Below are 15,890 nucleotides of genomic sequence, written 5' to 3' on the forward strand. Positions count from 1 at the left end.
GGCACTCGCGGTGCAAAGCCCTATGGCCGGTCTGCACGTCCCGGGCCACCAGGCCCTGCAACTGTCAGCCAGGTCCTCACCAAGGCGGGACTGCGTCAGTTCGGCAGTGACCTAGCAGCACCGGGGTGCAGACAAGGCATACGCCTGTCTGAGACCTACGGTCCACCAGTGACCCGTCAGGGGAACAGTGGACCGGTCAGGTCGCCGGTCACGTCCTCGAGATCCTCGACCAGCTCGTCGAGGGTGGTGGGGACGCCGCTCGGCGGCCTGGCGCCGTTCTTGATGCCGTCGGTGAGCTCCTCCAGCGGGTTGGGCGGGGCGCTCGGGGCCGGAGTCGGCGCGGCGGGGGCGCCCGGCCCGGCGGGGGACGCGGGAGCGGCGGGACCGCCGTCGGTCGCGCCGGCGGCCGGACCCGCCCTCTCGTCGCCGCTGCCGTCCTTGCCGCCGTCCTTGCCGCCGCCGTCGTCACCGGGTCGCTCCTCGCCACCCCGGCCGGGAGTCACCGGCGGGTCGCCGATGATCGCCTGGGCGACCTGCTCGAAGGTGTTGAGCACGCTCTGCGGCAGGCGGGCGGCGTCGGAGCAGGTCGGGCAGGCGTAGAGGGCCTGCTCGTCGATCTGCCCGATCACCTGCACGGCCTGGATGAGGGCGCCCCGGGCCTCGTCGGGGATGACGCCCTGGAGGGTCTCCAGCTCGGCGAGGCTGTCGGCCGCGAAGTCCCGCAGCTCGGCGATCGTGGACTCCTCGCCGGTGGTCTCGTAGACGGTGATCAGCAGGTCGGAGGCGGCGCCGGCCTGCTCGGAGAACGCCAGCAGGGTCTGCGAGATCGCCTCGTCGTCGCCGCGGCCCTGCGTCAGCTCGTCCACCTCGTCGAGGCGGCCGGCGGCGTTGTGCAGGAGCCTCGAGCCCCGGTCGCCCTCGTCGGACTGGACACCGGCCCGGGCGTTCTCGATCGCCCGCTTGAGGGGGTAGAGGGTGTCGCCGGGAAGCGCGGTCTGGGCGGCCACGGCCATGGAGGTCGTGGCACCGACGATCGCGAAACCGCCGATCGCGACGGCGAGGCGGCGCTCGCGTGGCGTACGGCGGGGGGCGACGGTGAGCCGGGCGCGCAGCTCGGCGTCCGTGGCCGGGGCGAGCGCCGTCTCGGCCGCGGCCATCAGGCGCTCCCGCAGGTCACTCACGAAGGCCGGGCGGGCCTCGACGGGGGCGACCGAGCGCATGGCGTCCACGACCTCGAGCAGATCGGCGTCGCGCGCATCCTTCGGCTCGCTGGTCGAGTCGACCAGCGAGCTGAACTCCTCGGCGCGTCGTCGCGCCGTGAATGCGGTGATCATCGGTTCCGTCCTGGAGTCCTGCCCGGCGGGGAGATGGTGCGTCTTGGCACCTCGCTCAACGATGCGATCGGCGCCTGGGTTACGGCGATGCCAGGGCGAAGCGGCGTGGTGCTCGCCACCAGGTGCGAGGGGCCGGTCCGGGCCCTCCGCATCAGCCCCTGATCCCTTCCGGCATCAGCTTCGCCAGGTTGCGCACGCCCCTCAGCTGCAGCTGCTTGACGGCGCCGTCGCTGCGGCCGAGCACGGCGGCGGTCTCGGCGATGCTCATCCCCTGCAGGAAGCGCATCACCAGGCAGTCGCGCTGCTCGTCGGGCAGCCGGGTCAGGGCCTTGAGCAGGATCTCGTTGGTCAGGCTCGCGAGCACCGTCAGCTCGGGACCCTCGGTGCTGTCGTCGTGGGCCCCCATGTCCTCGGTCGTCATCTCCAGGCGCGTCCGACCAGCCTTGAAGTGGTCGGTGGCGAGGTTGCGGGCGATGGTCATCAGCCAGGCCCCGAAGTCCTTGCCCTGCCAGCGGAAGTTGGTCATGCTCCGCAGCGCCCGGAAGAACGTCTCCGAGGTCAGGTCCTCGGCCAGGGTGCTCGAGCGGGTGCGGTAGAAGAGGAAGCGGTAGACCGAGGCCTGGTAGTGGTCGTAGAGCATCCCGAACGCGTCGGCGTCGCCCTTGCGCGCGAGCTCCACCAGCGCGATCAGCCGGGTGCGATCCGCCTCGTCCTGCTCCGAGGACGCGGCGAGGTCGCCGTCGCCGTAACCGCCCGCTCCGGGGGAGGTGTCGCCGGTGAGCGCCTCGCTGAGCAGGAGCCCGGCCGGCAGCGGGCCACCGGACGCGGCGAGGGCGAGCTGGCGCGCGACCGCGACGCGCAGGCCCTCCAGGCCACGCGCAACGTCACGACCGTACGACGGCATGCGAACCGCATCCCTCCCGTGGAGGCTTCCCCCCAGCCCTACCGGATAGTAGGTCAGCACCCGTCCCGGTGGGAACAGTCAGCGAGAACCCGTCGCGGGGCCCGGCCGGGCCCTCAGTGGCGCTTGCGCAGCGCGACCGCGGCCGCGACGCTGCCCGTCGCCGCGCCGGCCACGGCGCCCACGACCAGTCCGGCGCGCGCCGCCTTGCGCCCGGTGCGGTAGTCGCGCACCCGCCAGCCCTGGGCCCGTGCGTGCGCGCGCAGCCGGGCGTCGGGGTTGATCGCGACCGGGTCGCCGACCAGGCTCAGCATCGGCAGGTCGTTGAAGGAGTCGGAGTACGCCGAGCAGGCGGCCAGGTCGAGGCCCTCGCGCGACGCCAGGGCCTTGATCGCCTCGGCCTTGGCGGGCCCGTGCAGCAGGTCGCCGACCAGCAGCCCGGTGTAGACGCCCTCCACGTGCTCGGAGACGGTGCCCATCGCACCGGTGAGGCCCAGCCGGCGCGCGATGATCGTGGCGATCTCGATCGGCGCCGCGGTCACCAGCCAGACGCGCTGGCCCTGGTCCAGGTGCATCTGCGCGAGGGCCCGCGTGCCCGGCCAGATGCGGTGCGCCATCGCCTCGTCGAAGATCTCCTCCCCGAGCTCCTCGAGCTCGGCGACCGTGTGGCCGGCGATGAAGCTGAGCGCGGAGTTGCGGGCCTGGGCGACGTGCTCGGGGTCCTCGACGCCGACGAGCCGGAAGTACGCCTGCTTCCAGGCGGCTCCGAGGATCTCGCGCGTGGTGAAGAAGTCGCGCCGGTGCAGCCCGCGCGCGAGGTGGAAGATGCTGGCCCCCTGCATCACCGTGTTGTCGACGTCGAAGAACGCCGCCGACGTGAGGTCCGAGGGCATCACCAGGGCCGTCTCCACCTCTGCCGCAGCCGCCGCCGCCTCACCCGCGAGCGTCGAGCGCTGCTGGAGGTCGAGGTGGTGTCGCGAGCGGTCCTGGTGCGGCATCGGCACACAGTAGCGTCGGCGCCTGCGGTGGTGGAGGCCGCAAGAGTGCCGAAGCAGTGACGGCGCACCCACGTCGGTCGACGACTCTCCTCGGGGAGAGCCGGGGTGTGGAAGGATCGGCGCATGTCCAGTGCAGACGCAGCTCTGGGGGTGACGGACGTCGCCGAGCTCGTCACGCTCGCGGCCGAGGAGAGCCCGGACAAGCTCGCCGTCGTGGAGGCGGCGGGTCGCAGCCTGACCTGGGCTCAGCTCGACGACGAGGTCGGGCGCGTCGCCACCGGGCTCGGGGCCGCAGGCATCGTGGCGGGGATGCGGGTGATGCTCGTGATGGGCAACCGGATCGAGTTCCTGACGACGTACCTCGGGACCCTGCGCGCGCAGGCCGTGGCGGTGCCGGTCAACCCGCTCTCGACGCCCAGCGAGCTCGCCCGGATGCTGGCCGACTCGGGCTCGCGGATGGTGGCGGCCGACGGCGGGACGGTCACGGCGGTGCGCGAGGCCGTGGCACTGCTGCAGCGCGCGATCGACGGCGACACCGAGGGCATGGGCGAGGTGGAGCCCGACCTGCTGGCGCGCGCCGTGGTGCCGCGGGTCGTGGTGGTCGGCTCGACCCTGCTGCCCGGCGAGCGGGGCTACGACCAGCTGCGCGCCGACACCGCACGACCGGTGCCGGCGCTGCAGGACCCCGAGAAGCTGGCCGCGCTGCTCTACACCAGCGGTACGTCGGGCCGCCCGCGCGCCGCGATGCTCACCCACCGCGCCCTGGTCGCCAACATCGAGCAGGCCGCGGCCATGCGGCCGGCGATGATCCACGGTGACGACGTGGTGCTGGGCGTGCTGCCGATGTTCCACGTCTACGGGCTCAACGCGGTGCTCGGGGGCGTCCTGCGCCACCGCGCCAAGCTGGTGCTGGCCGAGCGCTTCGACCCCCAGGGCACCCTGGACCTGATCGAGGACGAGGCGTGCAGCGTGGTGCCCGTGGCGCCGCCGGTCTTCGCCTACTGGCGCGACGTCGAGGCGCTCGAGGAGCGGCTCGGCCCGGTCCGCCTGATCCTGTCCGGCTCCGCCCCGCTGTCGAGTGCGGTGATCGAGGAGTTCAGCGGGCGCACCGGCATCCCGATCCACCAGGGCTACGGCCTCACCGAGGCCGCCCCGATCGTCACCAGCACGCTGCGCTCCGAGCGGCTGCAGAACGGCTCGGTCGGTGCGGCTCTCGACGGCATCGAGATCCGCCTCGTCGACGAGGCCGGCGCCGTGCCGCTCGGCGACGACCCGGGGGAGATCCAGATCCGCGGCGCCAACCTGTTCAGCGGCTACTGGCCCGACGGTGCCGACGGCCCCGACGACGAGGGCTGGTGGTCGACGGGCGACGTGGGCTTCCTCGACGCCAGTGGGGACCTGTTCCTGGTCGACCGGCTCAAGGAGCTGGTGATCGTGTCCGGTTTCAACGTCTACCCGGTCGAGGTCGAGGAGGTCGTCGGCGAGGTCGCCGGAGTCACCGAGGTCGCGGTGATCGGCGTCGAGGACGCCGACACCGGTGAGGCGGTCGTCGCCTACGTCGTGGCGCCCGGCCTCGACGCGGCGCAGGTCGAGGCCGACGTACGCGAGCACTGCGCGACGCGGCTGGCCCGGTTCAAGCAGCCGAGCCGGATCGAGGTCGTCGACGAGCTGCCGCTCACGGTGACGGGCAAGGTCCAGAAGGGCCGGCTGCGCGGTCTCGAGCGGCGCCGCGCGCTGGGCATCCTGGAGTGACGTGACGGCCCGGATCACCCTCTACGGCCGACCCGGCTGCCACCTGTGCGACGAGGCGCGGGCGGTGATCGAGAAGGTGTGCGCCGACACCGGGGAGCAGTACGTCGAGGTGTCGATCGACGACGACCCCGAGCTGCAGCGACGGTTCACCGAGGAGGTCCCGGTGACCTTCGTGGACGGTCGGCAGCACGACTTCTGGCGCGTCGACGAAGCGCGGCTGCGCGCGGCCCTCGCTCGCTGAGGACCCCCGCGAGCGTGGGTCTTCTCACATGTGGTAATTGCGCCGCTGCGCTCGTTTTGTTCTCGCGTTCACAAACTCCTACAGTGATCGAGCCGCATGCCCGACCGCCTGCGAGGCGGCTCCCAGACGTGGTGTGCGACTGGAAAGTGGACCGCTGTGACCGCACGGACAACGAGTGTCAGGACCAATGGCACCAGTGACAGTGCCCGGGAGATCCCCGAGGCCACCGTCGCCCGCCTGCCCGTCTACCTCCGCGCTCTGACGAGCCTGGTCGAGGCCGGCACCCGCACCTGCTCCAGCGAGGACCTCGCGACCGCGGCCGGCGTCAACAGCGCCAAGCTGCGCAAGGACCTGTCCTACCTGGGGAGCTACGGCACCCGTGGGGTCGGCTACGACGTCGACTACCTGCGCTACCAGATCGCCCGCGAGATCGGCGTGACCCAGGACTGGCCGGTCGTCATCGTCGGCATCGGCAACCTCGGCCACGCGCTGGCCAACTACTCCGGCTTCCGCAGCCGCGGCTTCCGGGTCGTGGCGCTGCTCGACGCCGACCCGGAGCGTCACGACGAGGTCGTCGCCGGCGTCGACGTACGCCCGTTCGACGACCTCGAGGGGATCGTCACCGAGCAGGGCGTGGCGATCGGCGTCATCGCGACGCCCGCGCCGGCCGCGCAGGACGTCGCCGACCGCATGGTCGCCTGCGGCATCACCAGCATCCTGAACTTCGCGCCGTCCGTGCTGTCGGTGCCCGCCGGGGTGGACGTGCGCAAGGTGGACCTCTCCATCGAGCTGCAGATCCTCGCCTACCACGAGCAGCGCAAGGCCCAGACCGCATGAGGGGGACAGCGTGAGCATCCTGGTCGTGGGGATCTCCCACAACTCCGCACCGGTCCATCTGCTCGAGAAGGTGGCGCTGGACGCCGACGGCGTCGTCAAGCTGATCAGCGACGCCGTGGCCAGCGAGCACGTCGCCGAGGCGACGGTGATCTCGACGTGCAACCGGATCGAGATCTACAGCGACGTCGACCGCTTCCACGGCAGCGTCGAGGAGCTCTCGCGGCTGCTCGTCGAGCGGGCCGGGGAGAGCGTCGAGGCGATGCTGCCGCACCTGTACGTCCACTACGACGACGGCGCGGTCTCCCATCTCTTCCAGGTCGCGGCCGGCCTGGACTCCATGGCCGTCGGCGAGGGCCAGATCCTCGGCCAGACCCGCGAGGCGCTGCGGCTCGGCCAGGAGCTCGGCACCGTGGGCTCCGCGCTCAACGTGCTCTTCCAGCAGGCGCTGCGGGTCGGCAAGCGCTCCCGCGCCGAGACCGGCATCGACCTGGTCGCCCCCTCCCTGGTCACGGCGGCGCTCGAGCGCTCCGCCCAGGCCGTCGGCGACGTCGCGGGCAAGCGGGTGCTGGTCGTCGGCGCCGGCGCGATGGCCGGGCTCGCCACCGCCACCGTCTCGCGCCTGGGCGCCGAGGAGGTCACGGTGGCCAACCGCACGCTGCCGCGCACCGACCGGCTGGTGGCGGAGTACGGCGTGCGCGCCGCGCCGCTGAGCGACCTGACCGACGAGATCGGCCGCGCAGACATCGTCATCACCTGCGCCGGTGCGACCGGGGTGCTGGTCACGCGCGAGATGGTCGCCGCCGCCAACCCGGCCGGGCGCCCGCTGTCGATCATCGACGTGGCCCTCCCGCACGACGTCGACCCGTCGGTCGCCGACCTGGCGGGCGTGACGCTGGTCGGCCTGGCCGAGCTCGCCGCGGTCCTGCACGAGTCCGACGCCGGACGCGAGGTGCTCGAGGTCCGGCGCATCGTCGCGCAGGAGGTGGCCTCGTTCGTCGCCGCGCGGCGCCAGGCCAGCGTGACCCCGACCGTGGTCGCACTCCGCTCCATGGCCACCTCCGTGGTGGACGCCGAGATGAGTCGGCTGGTCGGCCGGCTGCCCGAGCTCGACGACGCGGCCCGGCTCGAGATCCTGCACACCGTGCGCCGCGTCGCCGACAAGCTGCTCCACGAGCCCACGGTGCGGGTCAAGGAGCTGGCCAACGAGCAGGGCGCGATCTCCTACGCCGCCGCGCTGGCCGAGCTCTTCGCGCTGGACCCCGAGGCCGTCGAGGCCGTCACCCGACCGGAGGGCCTCGCATGAGCGCCCCCCGGACGCCCTTGCGGGTCGGCACTCGCGCCTCGCTGCTCGCCACGACCCAGGCCGGCCACGTCGCCGAGCTGATCCGCACCACGCTGGGCCGCGAGGCCGTGCTGGTCGAGATCAACACCGAGGGCGACCGCACGCAGGCCGCCGGCACCTCGCTGGAGACGATGGGCGGCACCGGCGTGTTCGTCAGTGCGCTGCGCGACGCGCTGCTCGCCGACGAGGTCGATGTGGCGGTGCACTCGCTCAAGGACCTCCCCACCTACCCGGCCGAGGGCATCACCCTGGCCGCCGTACCGACTCGTGAGGACCCGCGCGACGTCGTCGTGGCGCGCGACGGCCTCACCCTGGGCGAGCTGCCGGTCGGCAGCCGGGTCGGCACGGGCTCTCCGCGGCGGGCCGCACAGCTGCACGCCCTCGGCCTCGGTTTGGACGTGGTCGGCGTTCGTGGCAACGTCGACACCCGGATCGGCAAGGTCCGCTCGGGTGAGTACGACGCCGTCGTGCTGGCCCGCGCGGGACTCGCCAGGATCGGCCGACTCGAGGAGGCGACCGAGGTGCTCGACCCGTTGCAGATGCTCCCCGCCCCCGGGCAGGGTGCGCTCGCGATCGAGTGCCGGTCCGAGGGTGACCTCGCCGGGGAGCTCGCGCGGCTGCAGGATGCGGCGACCCGGGCGGCGGTGGATGCCGAACGTGCCGTGCTCGCCACGCTCGAGGGCGGGTGCTCGGCGCCGATCGGGGCACTGGCGGAGGTCGCCGAAGGAGACGAAGGGGACGAGATCTGGGTGCGAGCGATCGCACTCTCACTGGACGGGGGCCTGTCGGTTCGGATGTCCGCATCCGGCGCCCCCGCTGACGCGACCAGCGTCGGCAACCGGCTGGCGAGCGAGATGCTCGCCGACGGAGCAGGTCAACTGAATCAACCGGCAGAACCATCAGCAGAGGTGCAGAACGCATGACGCGAGGCAAGACCACCCCCCAGGGCACCACCCAGGGTTCCCAGCCGGCCGCTCCCCGCGGTTGGGTGTCGTTCGTCGGCAGCGGCCCGGGCGACCCGGACCTGCTGACGGTGCGCGCCGTCGACCTGATCAGGCAGGCGGACGTGATCGTGACGGAGGCACCCGAGCACGCCCCGCTGGTCCGGACCCTGCTCGGGCTCCCCGAGCCGGCCGAGGCCGAGCCGGAGGAGGGCGCCGAGCCCACCCCGGTCGAGGGACCCGAGCTCGTCGACGGCGGCTTCGGTGAGGACGGCCAGCCGCTGACCCACGCCGCCCGCGCCAAGGTCATCGTGCGGTACGCCAAGAAGGGCCACCGCGTCGTACGGCTCCTCGCCGGAGACCCGTTCCTCTACGCCTCCGGCCCCGAGGAGGCCCAGGCCGTCGCCAAGGCCGGCTTCGGCTTCGAGGTCGTGCCCGGCGTGTCCTCGGTCGGCGCGGTCCCGGCGTACGCCGGCATCCCGCTGACCACCAAGGACCACCGCGAGATCTCCGTCATCACCTGCGGCGACAAGATCGACTGGTCGGCCCACGCGAGCGACCGCACCCTGGTGCTGCTGTCGGCCGTCGGCCAGATCGGCGACATCGCCAAGGCCCTGATGCTCGCCGGCCGCTCGCCGCAGACGCCGGTCGCCATGACCCGCGTCGGCACGACCACCGCCCAGGAGACCGTCACCTCGACGCTCGAGCACATCGCGGCCGACGCCCGTGCCGCGCGCATGACGCCCCCCGCGATCACCGTCGTCGGCAAGGTCGTCGACCTGCGCGAGACGCTGTCGTGGTTCGAGAGCAAGCCGCTGTTCGGCTGGCGGGTGCTCGTGCCCCGCACCAAGGAGCAGGCCGGCTCGCTGTCGACGCGCGTGCGCGGCTACGGCGCCGTGCCCGAGGAGGTCCCGACGATCTCGGTGGAGCCCCCGCGCAACCCGCTGCAGATGGACAAGGCCGTGCGCGGCCTGGTCGAGGGCCGCTACGAGTGGATCGCCTTCACCTCCGTCAACGCGGTCAAGGCCGTGCGCGAGAAGTTCGAGGAGTACGGCCTGGACGCCCGCGCCTTCTCCGGGCTCAAGATCGCCGCGGTCGGCGACAAGACCGCTCAGGCGATCGCCGACTGGGGACTGCGCGCCGACCTGCTGCCGTCGGGTGAGCAGTCGGCCGCCGGCCTGCTGGCCGACTGGCCGGAGTACGACGATGTGCTGGACCCCATCAACCGGGTGTTCCTGCCGCGCGCCGACATCGCGACCGAGAACCTCGTCGCCGGCCTGGTCGACCTCGGCTGGGAGTGCGACGACGTCACCGCCTACCGCACCGTGCGCGCCACGCCTCCGCCGGCGCCGACGCGCGACGCGATCAAGACCGGCAAGTTCGACGCGGTCGTCTTCACCTCGTCCTCGACGGTGCGCAACCTGGTCGGCATCGCCGGCAAGCCGCACCCCTCGACGATCATCGCCGTGATCGGGCCCGCCACGGCCAAGACCGCGGAGGAGCACGGCCTGCGCGTCGACGTCCTGTCGCCCAGGCCCGATGTCGAGGCGCTCGTCGACGCGCTCGCCGACTTCGGCGCCGCCCGCCGCGACGCGATGATCGAGGCCGGCGACCCCGTGACCAAGCCGTCCTCGCGCAAGGCGTCCTCGCGGCGCCGTACCCGCGAGGCCGGAACGGCGCCGTAACGAGCAGGGAGCAGGGAGGCGGCGCATGACTGAGCACGAGATGACCCTCGGCGGCCCGGTCGTGCGACCGCGCCGGCTGCGGACGACGCCCGCGCTGCGCCGGCTGGTCGCGGAGACCGAGGTCCGGCCGCGCCAGCTGGTCCTGCCGGTCTTCGTGCGCGAGGGGCTGGCCGAGCCGCAGCCGATCTCCTCGATGCCCGGGGTCGTGCAGCACTCGCGCGACAGCCTCAAGGCGGCGGCGACGCAGGCCGCGGAGCTGGGCCTGGGTGGCGTGATGCTGTTCGGGATCCCCGAGACCAAGGACCCGGTCGGCTCCGGCGCGGTCGACCCCGACGGCATCCTCAACGTCGCGATCGCCGACGTCGTGGCCGAGGTCGGCGATGCGCTCACCGTGATGAGCGACCTGTGCCTCGACGAGTTCACCGACCACGGCCACTGCGGACTGGTGACCCCCGACGGCCGCGTCGACAACGACGCGACCCTCGCGGTCTACGCCGAGATGGGCCTCGCCCACGCCGCGGCCGGTGTCCACATGGTCGGCCCCAGCGGGATGATGGACGGCCAGGTCGGTGTCGTCCGGGCCGCGCTCGACGGTGCCGGCCACCAGGACGTGTCGATCCTGGCCTACTCCGCCAAGTACGCCTCCGCCTTCTACGGCCCCTTCCGCGAGGCGGTCGACTCCTCGCTGCAGGGCGACCGCCGTACCTACCAGCAGGACTCCGCCAACGCCCGCGAAGGCGTGCGTGAGGCCCTGCTCGACGTCGAGCAGGGCGCCGACATCGTCATGGTCAAGCCGGCCCTGGCCTACCTCGACGTGGTGCGGCGCGTGCGGGACGCGGTCGACGTGCCGGTCGCGGCCTACAACATCTCGGGCGAGTACGCGATGGTCGAGGCCGCCGCGGCCCAGGGCTGGATCGAGCGCGAGCCGGCGATCCTGGAGACCCTCGGGTCCATCCACCGCGCGGGCGCCGACGTGATCCTCACCTACTGGGCCTCCGAGGCCGCCCGGCTGCTGCGCTGATCAGAACCGCACTAGCCCCGCGGGCGAGACCGCAGCGGTGACGGCGCGGTCGTGCGCCTCGACGGGGACCTCGCGGCCCACCTCGTCGTCGTAGAGGAGCACGCAGGTGAACGTGCCGGCCGGGACCCGGGCGAGCGCCCGGTCGTAGGAGCCGCCGCCGCGCCCCAGGCGCAGGCCCGTGTCCGAGACCGCCAGCCCCGGCACCAGCACCGCGTCCGGTGTCGCGATCGCGTCGACCCCGAGCCTCGGGCCGGCGGGCTCGAGCATGCCGTAGCGCGCGGGCATCAGCGCGGCGTCCCCCGCGTACGCCGCCCAGTCCAGGTCGCCGTCGGGCAGCAGCACCGGCAGCAGGATCCGCGTGCCCGCGGCATGCAGCGCGTCGAGCAGGGGCGACGTGCCGGGCTCGGTGCCGACGGCGACGTACGCCGCGACGGTGGCCGCGCGCCGTACCTCCTCGGCGGCCAGCAGGTGCGCCGCGATCCCGTGCGCCGCCTGGCCGATCTCGACCAGGGGGCGGCGGTTGCGGGCGGTCGTCAGCTGGTCGCGAAGGGCGGTCTTGGCGAGAGGTCCCCCCAGCGGCGGTGGACTGGGTTGCGGGGTCTGCACCGGGCAAGCCTACGATCGGTGGTATGGGTAGCAAGGGGCTTCAGAGGGCGCGGGCCAAGATGGTCGAGGCCGGCGTGGACGAGGTGGCGATTGAGACGTTCGCCCACTACTTCCGGCTGCTCGAGCACGGCGAGACCGGCATGATCCCGGAGTCGAGCATCGACCCCGTCGACATGCCGGCACTGAGCGACGTCGAGGTCGACGAGGAGGCCGGCGCGGAGGCGGTGCGGCGCACCGCCGTCATCAAGCTCAACGGCGGTCTCGGCACCTCGATGGGCATGGACCGCGCCAAGTCCCTGCTGTGCGTGCGCCGCGGGCTGTCCTTCCTCGACATCATCGCCCGCCAGGTGCTGCACCTGCGCCAGGAGTACGACGCCACGCTCCCGCTGATCCTCATGAACTCGTTCCGCACCTCGGACGACACCCTGGCCGCGCTGGCCCGCTACGAGGACCTCCCGGTCGAGGGGCTGCCGCTGGAGTTCCTGCAGAACAAGGAGCCCAAGCTGCTGGAGAAGGACCTCTCGCCGGTGTCCTACCCCAAGGACCCCGACCTCGAGTGGTGTCCGCCCGGACATGGCGACGTCTACACCGCCCTGCGCGGCACCGGGCTGCTCGACCGGCTGATCGAGCAGGGCTTCAAGTACGTCTTCGTCTCCAACTCCGACAACCTCGGCGCCGTGCCCGACGCACGGGTGGCCGGCTGGTTCGCCGGCACCGGCGCGCCGTTCGCCATCGAGGCCGTCCGGCGCACCGCCTCCGACCGCAAGGGCGGCCACTTCGCGCGGCGCAAGCAGGACGGCCGCATCGTCCTGCGCGAGACCGCGCAGACGCCGCCGGAGGACGCCGAGGCCCTGGCCGACCTCGACCGGCACCGCTTCTGCTCCACCAACAACCTGTGGTTCGACCTGGCCGCGATGAAGCAGGCGCTCGACGTCCGCCAGGGCATCCTCGGGCTGCCGCTCATCCGCAACGTCAAGAACGTCGACCCCGGCGACCCGAGCACCCCCAAGGTCGTCCAGATCGAGACCGCCATGGGCGCGGCGATCGAGGTCTTCGAGGGGGCGCAGCTGATCGAGGTCGGGCGCGACCGGTTCGTGCCGGTCAAGACCACCAACGACCTGCTGGTGCTGCGCTCCGACGTCTACGAGATCGGGCAGGACTTCGTGCTCGACCAGGTCGCCGGCGACCTGCCGTTCGTCGACCTCGACACCCACTTCTACAAGCTGGTCCGCGAGTTCGACAAGCGCTTCCCCGAGGGCGCGCCGTCGATGCGCAAGGCCTCCTCCCTCAAGGTCGAGGGCGACTGGACCTTCGGCAAGGGCGTGCAGGTCGTCGGTGACGTTGAGCTCGAGGCCACCAAGGCCGAGCGGGTCGCCCCCGACACCGTCCTGAGCGGTACGGCGGATGCCTGACGGACTCGTCTCCGTCGACGAGTTCCTCGCGCGCGTCCTGGCCGATCTGCGCCCGGCCGCGCCGGTCGCCGCGCCGCTGCTCGACGCCCTCGGCCTGGTCTGCGCCGAGGACGTCACCGCCCCGCTGTCGCTGCCCCGCTTCGACAACTCCGCCATGGACGGCTACGCCGTGCGCCGCGAGGACGTCGCGACCGCGACGCCGGACGCGCCCGTCGAGCTGCCCGTCGTGGGTCAGATCGGCGCCGGCCAGGCCGGGCCCAGCCGGATCCTCGCGGGCGAGGTCGCCAAGATCATGACGGGTGCCCCGGTGCCCGAGGGCGCCGACGCCGTGGTGCCCTACGAGTGGACCGACCGCGGCGCCTCGACGGTGCGGGTCAGCCAGGCACCGGCCCCGGGTCAGCACATCCGCCCGGCCGGCGGGGACGTCACCGAGGGCGACCACCTGATCTCGGCGGGCACCCGGCTCGGCCCGCGCCACCTCGGCCTGCTCGCGTCGGTGGGACGCCCCACGGTGTCGGTGCGCCCGCGGCCCCGCGTGGCGGTGCTGTCCACCGGCTCCGAGCTGCGCGACCCCGGCGAGGAGCTCGGCCCGGACTCCATCTACGACGGCAACTCCTACCTGCTGGCCGCGTCCGCGCGGCGCTTCGGCGCGACCGACGTACGCGTCGGGACGGTGCCCGACGACGAGGACGCGTTCCTCGCCCTGCTGCACGAGACCGCCGCGACCGCGGACGTGATCGTGACCAGCGGCGGCGTCTCGCAGGGCGACTTCGACATCGTGAAGTCGGCGCTGCGCTCGCTCGGCACGGTGTGGTTCGGCGGCGTCGCCATGCAGCCCGGCAAGCCACAGGGCTTCGGCGTCGTGGGGGAGCGGCGGGTCCCGATCTTCACGCTGCCGGGCAACCCGGTGTCGTCCTACATCTCCTTCGAGCTGTTTGTGCGCCCGGCGCTGCGCACGCTGATGGGGCTCGCGCCGGCGGTCGAGCCCATGACGACCGCGACCCTGGACGGCTCGGTGTCGTCGCTGTCGGGCAAGCGGCAGTTCCTGCGCGGGCGCTACGCCCGCGGCGCGGACGGCGCGACGGTCACCGTCCGGCCCATCGGCGGCACCGGCTCCCACCTCGTGGGAGACCTCGCCGCGTCCAACGCGCTCATCGTCGTGCCCGAGGAGCTCACCGCGCTCGAGTCGGGCACCCAGGTGCAGGTCGTCCTGCTGGATCGAGGAGCCCATGAGTGAGCCGCGCAGCGAGCCCCGGCTGACCCACGTCGACGACACCGGCGCGGCGCACATGGTCGACGTCTCCGGCAAGGACGTCACCGCCCGCGAGGCCACCGCGTCGGGGCGGGTGCTGGTCTCCGCGGAGGTCGTCGCGCTGCTGCGGGGCGAGGGGATGCCCAAGGGCGACACCCTGGCCGTCGCCCGGCTGGCGGGGATCATGGGCGCCAAGCAGACGCCCTCCCTGATCCCGCTGTGCCACCCGCTGGCGCTGTCGTCGGTGTCGGTCAACCTCACCGTCACCGACGACTCCGTGGACATCGCCGCGACGGTCCGCACCACGGACCGCACCGGCGTGGAGATGGAGGCGCTGACCGCGGTCTCGGTCGCCGCGCTGACCGTCATCGACATGGTCAAGGCCGTCGACAAGGCCGCGGTGATCACCGACGTGCGGGTCGAGGCCAAGTCCGGCGGGAGGTCGGGGGAGTGGACGCGGTGAGCCTGCCGGCCGCGGTGGTCGTCGCGTCCAACCGCGCCGCCGCCGGCGTCTACGAGGACACCACCGGTCCGCTGATCGTGGACTTCCTTGAGTCGCTGGGGTTCGCCGTCGGCGATCCGGCGGTCGTGCCGGACGGCGACCCGGTGGGGGCCGCGATCGCCGCGGCGGTCGACGCCGGCGCGCGCGTCGTGCTGACCACCGGCGGCACCGGCCTCACGCCGACCGACCGCACCCCCGAGGCGACCCGCCCGCTGCTCGACCGTGAGGTGCCCGGCATCGCCGAGGCGATCCGGTCCGCCGGCGTGGCCGCCGGCGTCCCGACCGCCGTACTGTCACGGGGGCTGGCGGGCATCGCCGGCTCCGCGCTCGTGGTCAACCTGCCGGGATCGCGCGGCGGCGTGAAGGACGGGCTCGAGGTGCTGCGGCCGATCCTGCGGCACGCCGTCGAGCAGGTCGTCGGCAGTGACCACTAGCGCCTGGCCGGCCCGCCTGAGCGAGGGCACGGACCCCCTCATCACCCTGCGGCCCCTGGCCTACGGTGACGTGGACGCCTGGCGCTCGGCCCGCCAGCGCAACGCCGCGTGGCTGGCACCGTGGGACGCCACCGCGCCGCCGGGCTCGTCGGCCCGGGTCTCGTCGTTCCGCTCGCTCGTCCGCCGGCTCAAGCGCCAGGCCCGTCAGGGGATCACCTACCCCTTCGCCCTGGAGGTCGACGGCCGCTTCGCCGGCCAGGTCACGGTCAACAACATCGTGCGCGGCTCCGCGCAGTTCGCGTCGGTGGGCTACTGGCTGGACCAGGAGTTCGCCGGCCGCGGCGTCATGCCGCGCGCCGTCGCGATGGTCATCGACCACTGCTTCACCGCCGCGGGCCTGCACCGGATCGAGATCGCGATCCGCCCGGAGAACTCCAACTCGCTGCGCGTCGTGGAGAAGCTCGGCCTGCACGAGGTCGGCTTCGCCCCCCGCTTCCTGCACATCGACGGCCAGTGGCGCGACCACCGGATCTACGCCGTCACCCTCGAGGAGGTCCCCGGCGGCATGCTCGCCCGCCTCCGAGGTGGGCGCTCGGGTCGCGAGGGCGGGTAGGGGGAGGAGTTTCACCGGG

Annotated in this window: 16 protein-coding genes; 12 read left to right on the forward strand and 4 right to left on the reverse strand. The window is 73.1% G+C overall.

Annotated elements, in window-relative coordinates; genetic code table 11:
* Window positions 1-176: 176 nt before the first annotated feature.
* The 3 genes from LQ940_RS02410 to LQ940_RS02420 all read right to left on the reverse strand — a co-directional run bounded on the left by LQ940_RS02410 (window position 177) and on the right by LQ940_RS02420 (window position 3,233).
* The gene (locus LQ940_RS02410) at window positions 177-1,334 is read right to left on the reverse strand and encodes a DUF5667 domain-containing protein (protein ID WP_231245074.1); all 1,158 of its coding nucleotides are present in this window, start codon (window positions 1,332-1,334) and stop codon (window positions 177-179) included.
* 151 nt (window positions 1,335-1,485) lie between these two features.
* Window positions 1,486-2,238, reverse strand: a complete 753-nt coding sequence (locus LQ940_RS02415; RefSeq protein WP_231245075.1) for a sigma-70 family RNA polymerase sigma factor — start codon at window positions 2,236-2,238, stop codon at window positions 1,486-1,488.
* Window positions 2,239-2,351: 113 nt separating this feature from the next.
* Window positions 2,352-3,233, reverse strand: coding sequence for an HAD family hydrolase (locus LQ940_RS02420; RefSeq protein ID WP_231245076.1), 882 nt, complete (start codon window positions 3,231-3,233; stop codon window positions 2,352-2,354).
* 123 nt (window positions 3,234-3,356) lie between these two features.
* Here LQ940_RS02420 and LQ940_RS02425 point away from each other — a divergent pair, with 123 nt between their 5' ends.
* The 7 genes from LQ940_RS02425 to hemB all read left to right on the forward strand — a co-directional run bounded on the left by LQ940_RS02425 (window position 3,357) and on the right by hemB (window position 11,052).
* Window positions 3,357-4,985, forward strand: a complete 1,629-nt coding sequence (locus LQ940_RS02425; RefSeq protein WP_231245077.1) for a class I adenylate-forming enzyme family protein — start codon at window positions 3,357-3,359, stop codon at window positions 4,983-4,985.
* Between the two features lies 1 nt (window position 4,986).
* The gene (locus LQ940_RS02430) at window positions 4,987-5,226 is read left to right on the forward strand and encodes a glutaredoxin family protein (RefSeq protein ID WP_231245078.1); all 240 of its coding nucleotides are present in this window, start codon (window positions 4,987-4,989) and stop codon (window positions 5,224-5,226) included.
* 156 nt (window positions 5,227-5,382) lie between these two features.
* On the forward strand, window positions 5,383-6,063 hold the full coding sequence (locus LQ940_RS02435; RefSeq protein ID WP_231245079.1) for a redox-sensing transcriptional repressor Rex: 681 nt from the start codon (window positions 5,383-5,385) through the stop codon (window positions 6,061-6,063).
* A gap of 10 nt (window positions 6,064-6,073) precedes the next feature.
* Complete coding sequence (locus tag LQ940_RS02440) at window positions 6,074-7,366, forward strand: glutamyl-tRNA reductase (RefSeq protein ID WP_231245080.1); 1,293 nt, start codon at window positions 6,074-6,076, stop codon at window positions 7,364-7,366.
* The gene (gene hemC / locus LQ940_RS02445; protein ID WP_231245081.1) at window positions 7,363-8,328 is read left to right on the forward strand and encodes a hydroxymethylbilane synthase; all 966 of its coding nucleotides are present in this window, start codon (window positions 7,363-7,365) and stop codon (window positions 8,326-8,328) included. Before LQ940_RS02440 ends, hemC begins: the two co-directional genes overlap by 4 nt.
* Window positions 8,325-10,031 carry a uroporphyrinogen-III synthase gene (locus tag LQ940_RS02450; protein ID WP_231245082.1) on the forward strand — a complete coding sequence of 569 codons (1,707 nt, stop codon included), beginning with the start codon at window positions 8,325-8,327 and terminating at the stop codon, window positions 10,029-10,031. The genes hemC and LQ940_RS02450 overlap by 4 nt, the downstream gene beginning before the upstream one ends.
* A gap of 25 nt (window positions 10,032-10,056) precedes the next feature.
* A complete protein-coding gene (gene hemB / locus LQ940_RS02455; RefSeq protein ID WP_231245083.1) occupies window positions 10,057-11,052 on the forward strand; it encodes a porphobilinogen synthase in 996 nt (331 codons plus the stop codon).
* Here hemB and LQ940_RS02460 read toward each other — a convergent pair whose 3' ends face one another.
* Window positions 11,053-11,658, reverse strand: a complete 606-nt coding sequence (locus LQ940_RS02460) for a 5-formyltetrahydrofolate cyclo-ligase (protein WP_231245084.1) — start codon at window positions 11,656-11,658, stop codon at window positions 11,053-11,055. It abuts the gene before it with no gap.
* A 23-nt stretch (window positions 11,659-11,681) separates the two neighbouring features.
* Here LQ940_RS02460 and LQ940_RS02465 point away from each other — a divergent pair, with 23 nt between their 5' ends.
* Genes LQ940_RS02465 through LQ940_RS02485 form a run of 5 tightly spaced genes read left to right on the forward strand, consistent with a single transcriptional unit; the run spans window position 11,682 to window position 15,871 of the window.
* Window positions 11,682-13,070 carry a UTP--glucose-1-phosphate uridylyltransferase gene (locus tag LQ940_RS02465; protein ID WP_231245085.1) on the forward strand — a complete coding sequence of 463 codons (1,389 nt, stop codon included), beginning with the start codon at window positions 11,682-11,684 and terminating at the stop codon, window positions 13,068-13,070.
* Entirely contained in the window at window positions 13,063-14,307 is a 1,245-nt protein-coding gene (glp, locus tag LQ940_RS02470; RefSeq protein WP_231245086.1) for a molybdotransferase-like divisome protein Glp, read from the forward strand. Before LQ940_RS02465 ends, glp begins: the two co-directional genes overlap by 8 nt.
* Entirely contained in the window at window positions 14,300-14,785 is a 486-nt protein-coding gene (moaC, locus tag LQ940_RS02475) for a cyclic pyranopterin monophosphate synthase MoaC (protein ID WP_231245087.1), read from the forward strand. Before glp ends, moaC begins: the two co-directional genes overlap by 8 nt.
* Window positions 14,782-15,258, forward strand: a complete 477-nt coding sequence (locus LQ940_RS02480) for a MogA/MoaB family molybdenum cofactor biosynthesis protein (protein ID WP_231245108.1) — start codon at window positions 14,782-14,784, stop codon at window positions 15,256-15,258. The genes moaC and LQ940_RS02480 overlap by 4 nt, the downstream gene beginning before the upstream one ends.
* Window positions 15,248-15,871: a GNAT family N-acetyltransferase gene (locus LQ940_RS02485; protein WP_231245088.1), complete on the forward strand. Its 624-nt coding sequence runs from the start codon at window positions 15,248-15,250 to the stop codon at window positions 15,869-15,871. The genes LQ940_RS02480 and LQ940_RS02485 overlap by 11 nt, the downstream gene beginning before the upstream one ends.
* Window positions 15,872-15,890 lie beyond the last annotated feature (19 nt).

This window comes from Nocardioides sp. cx-173 (genome assembly GCF_021117365.1).
In the GTDB taxonomy this organism is placed as follows: domain Bacteria; phylum Actinomycetota; class Actinomycetes; order Propionibacteriales; family Nocardioidaceae; genus Nocardioides.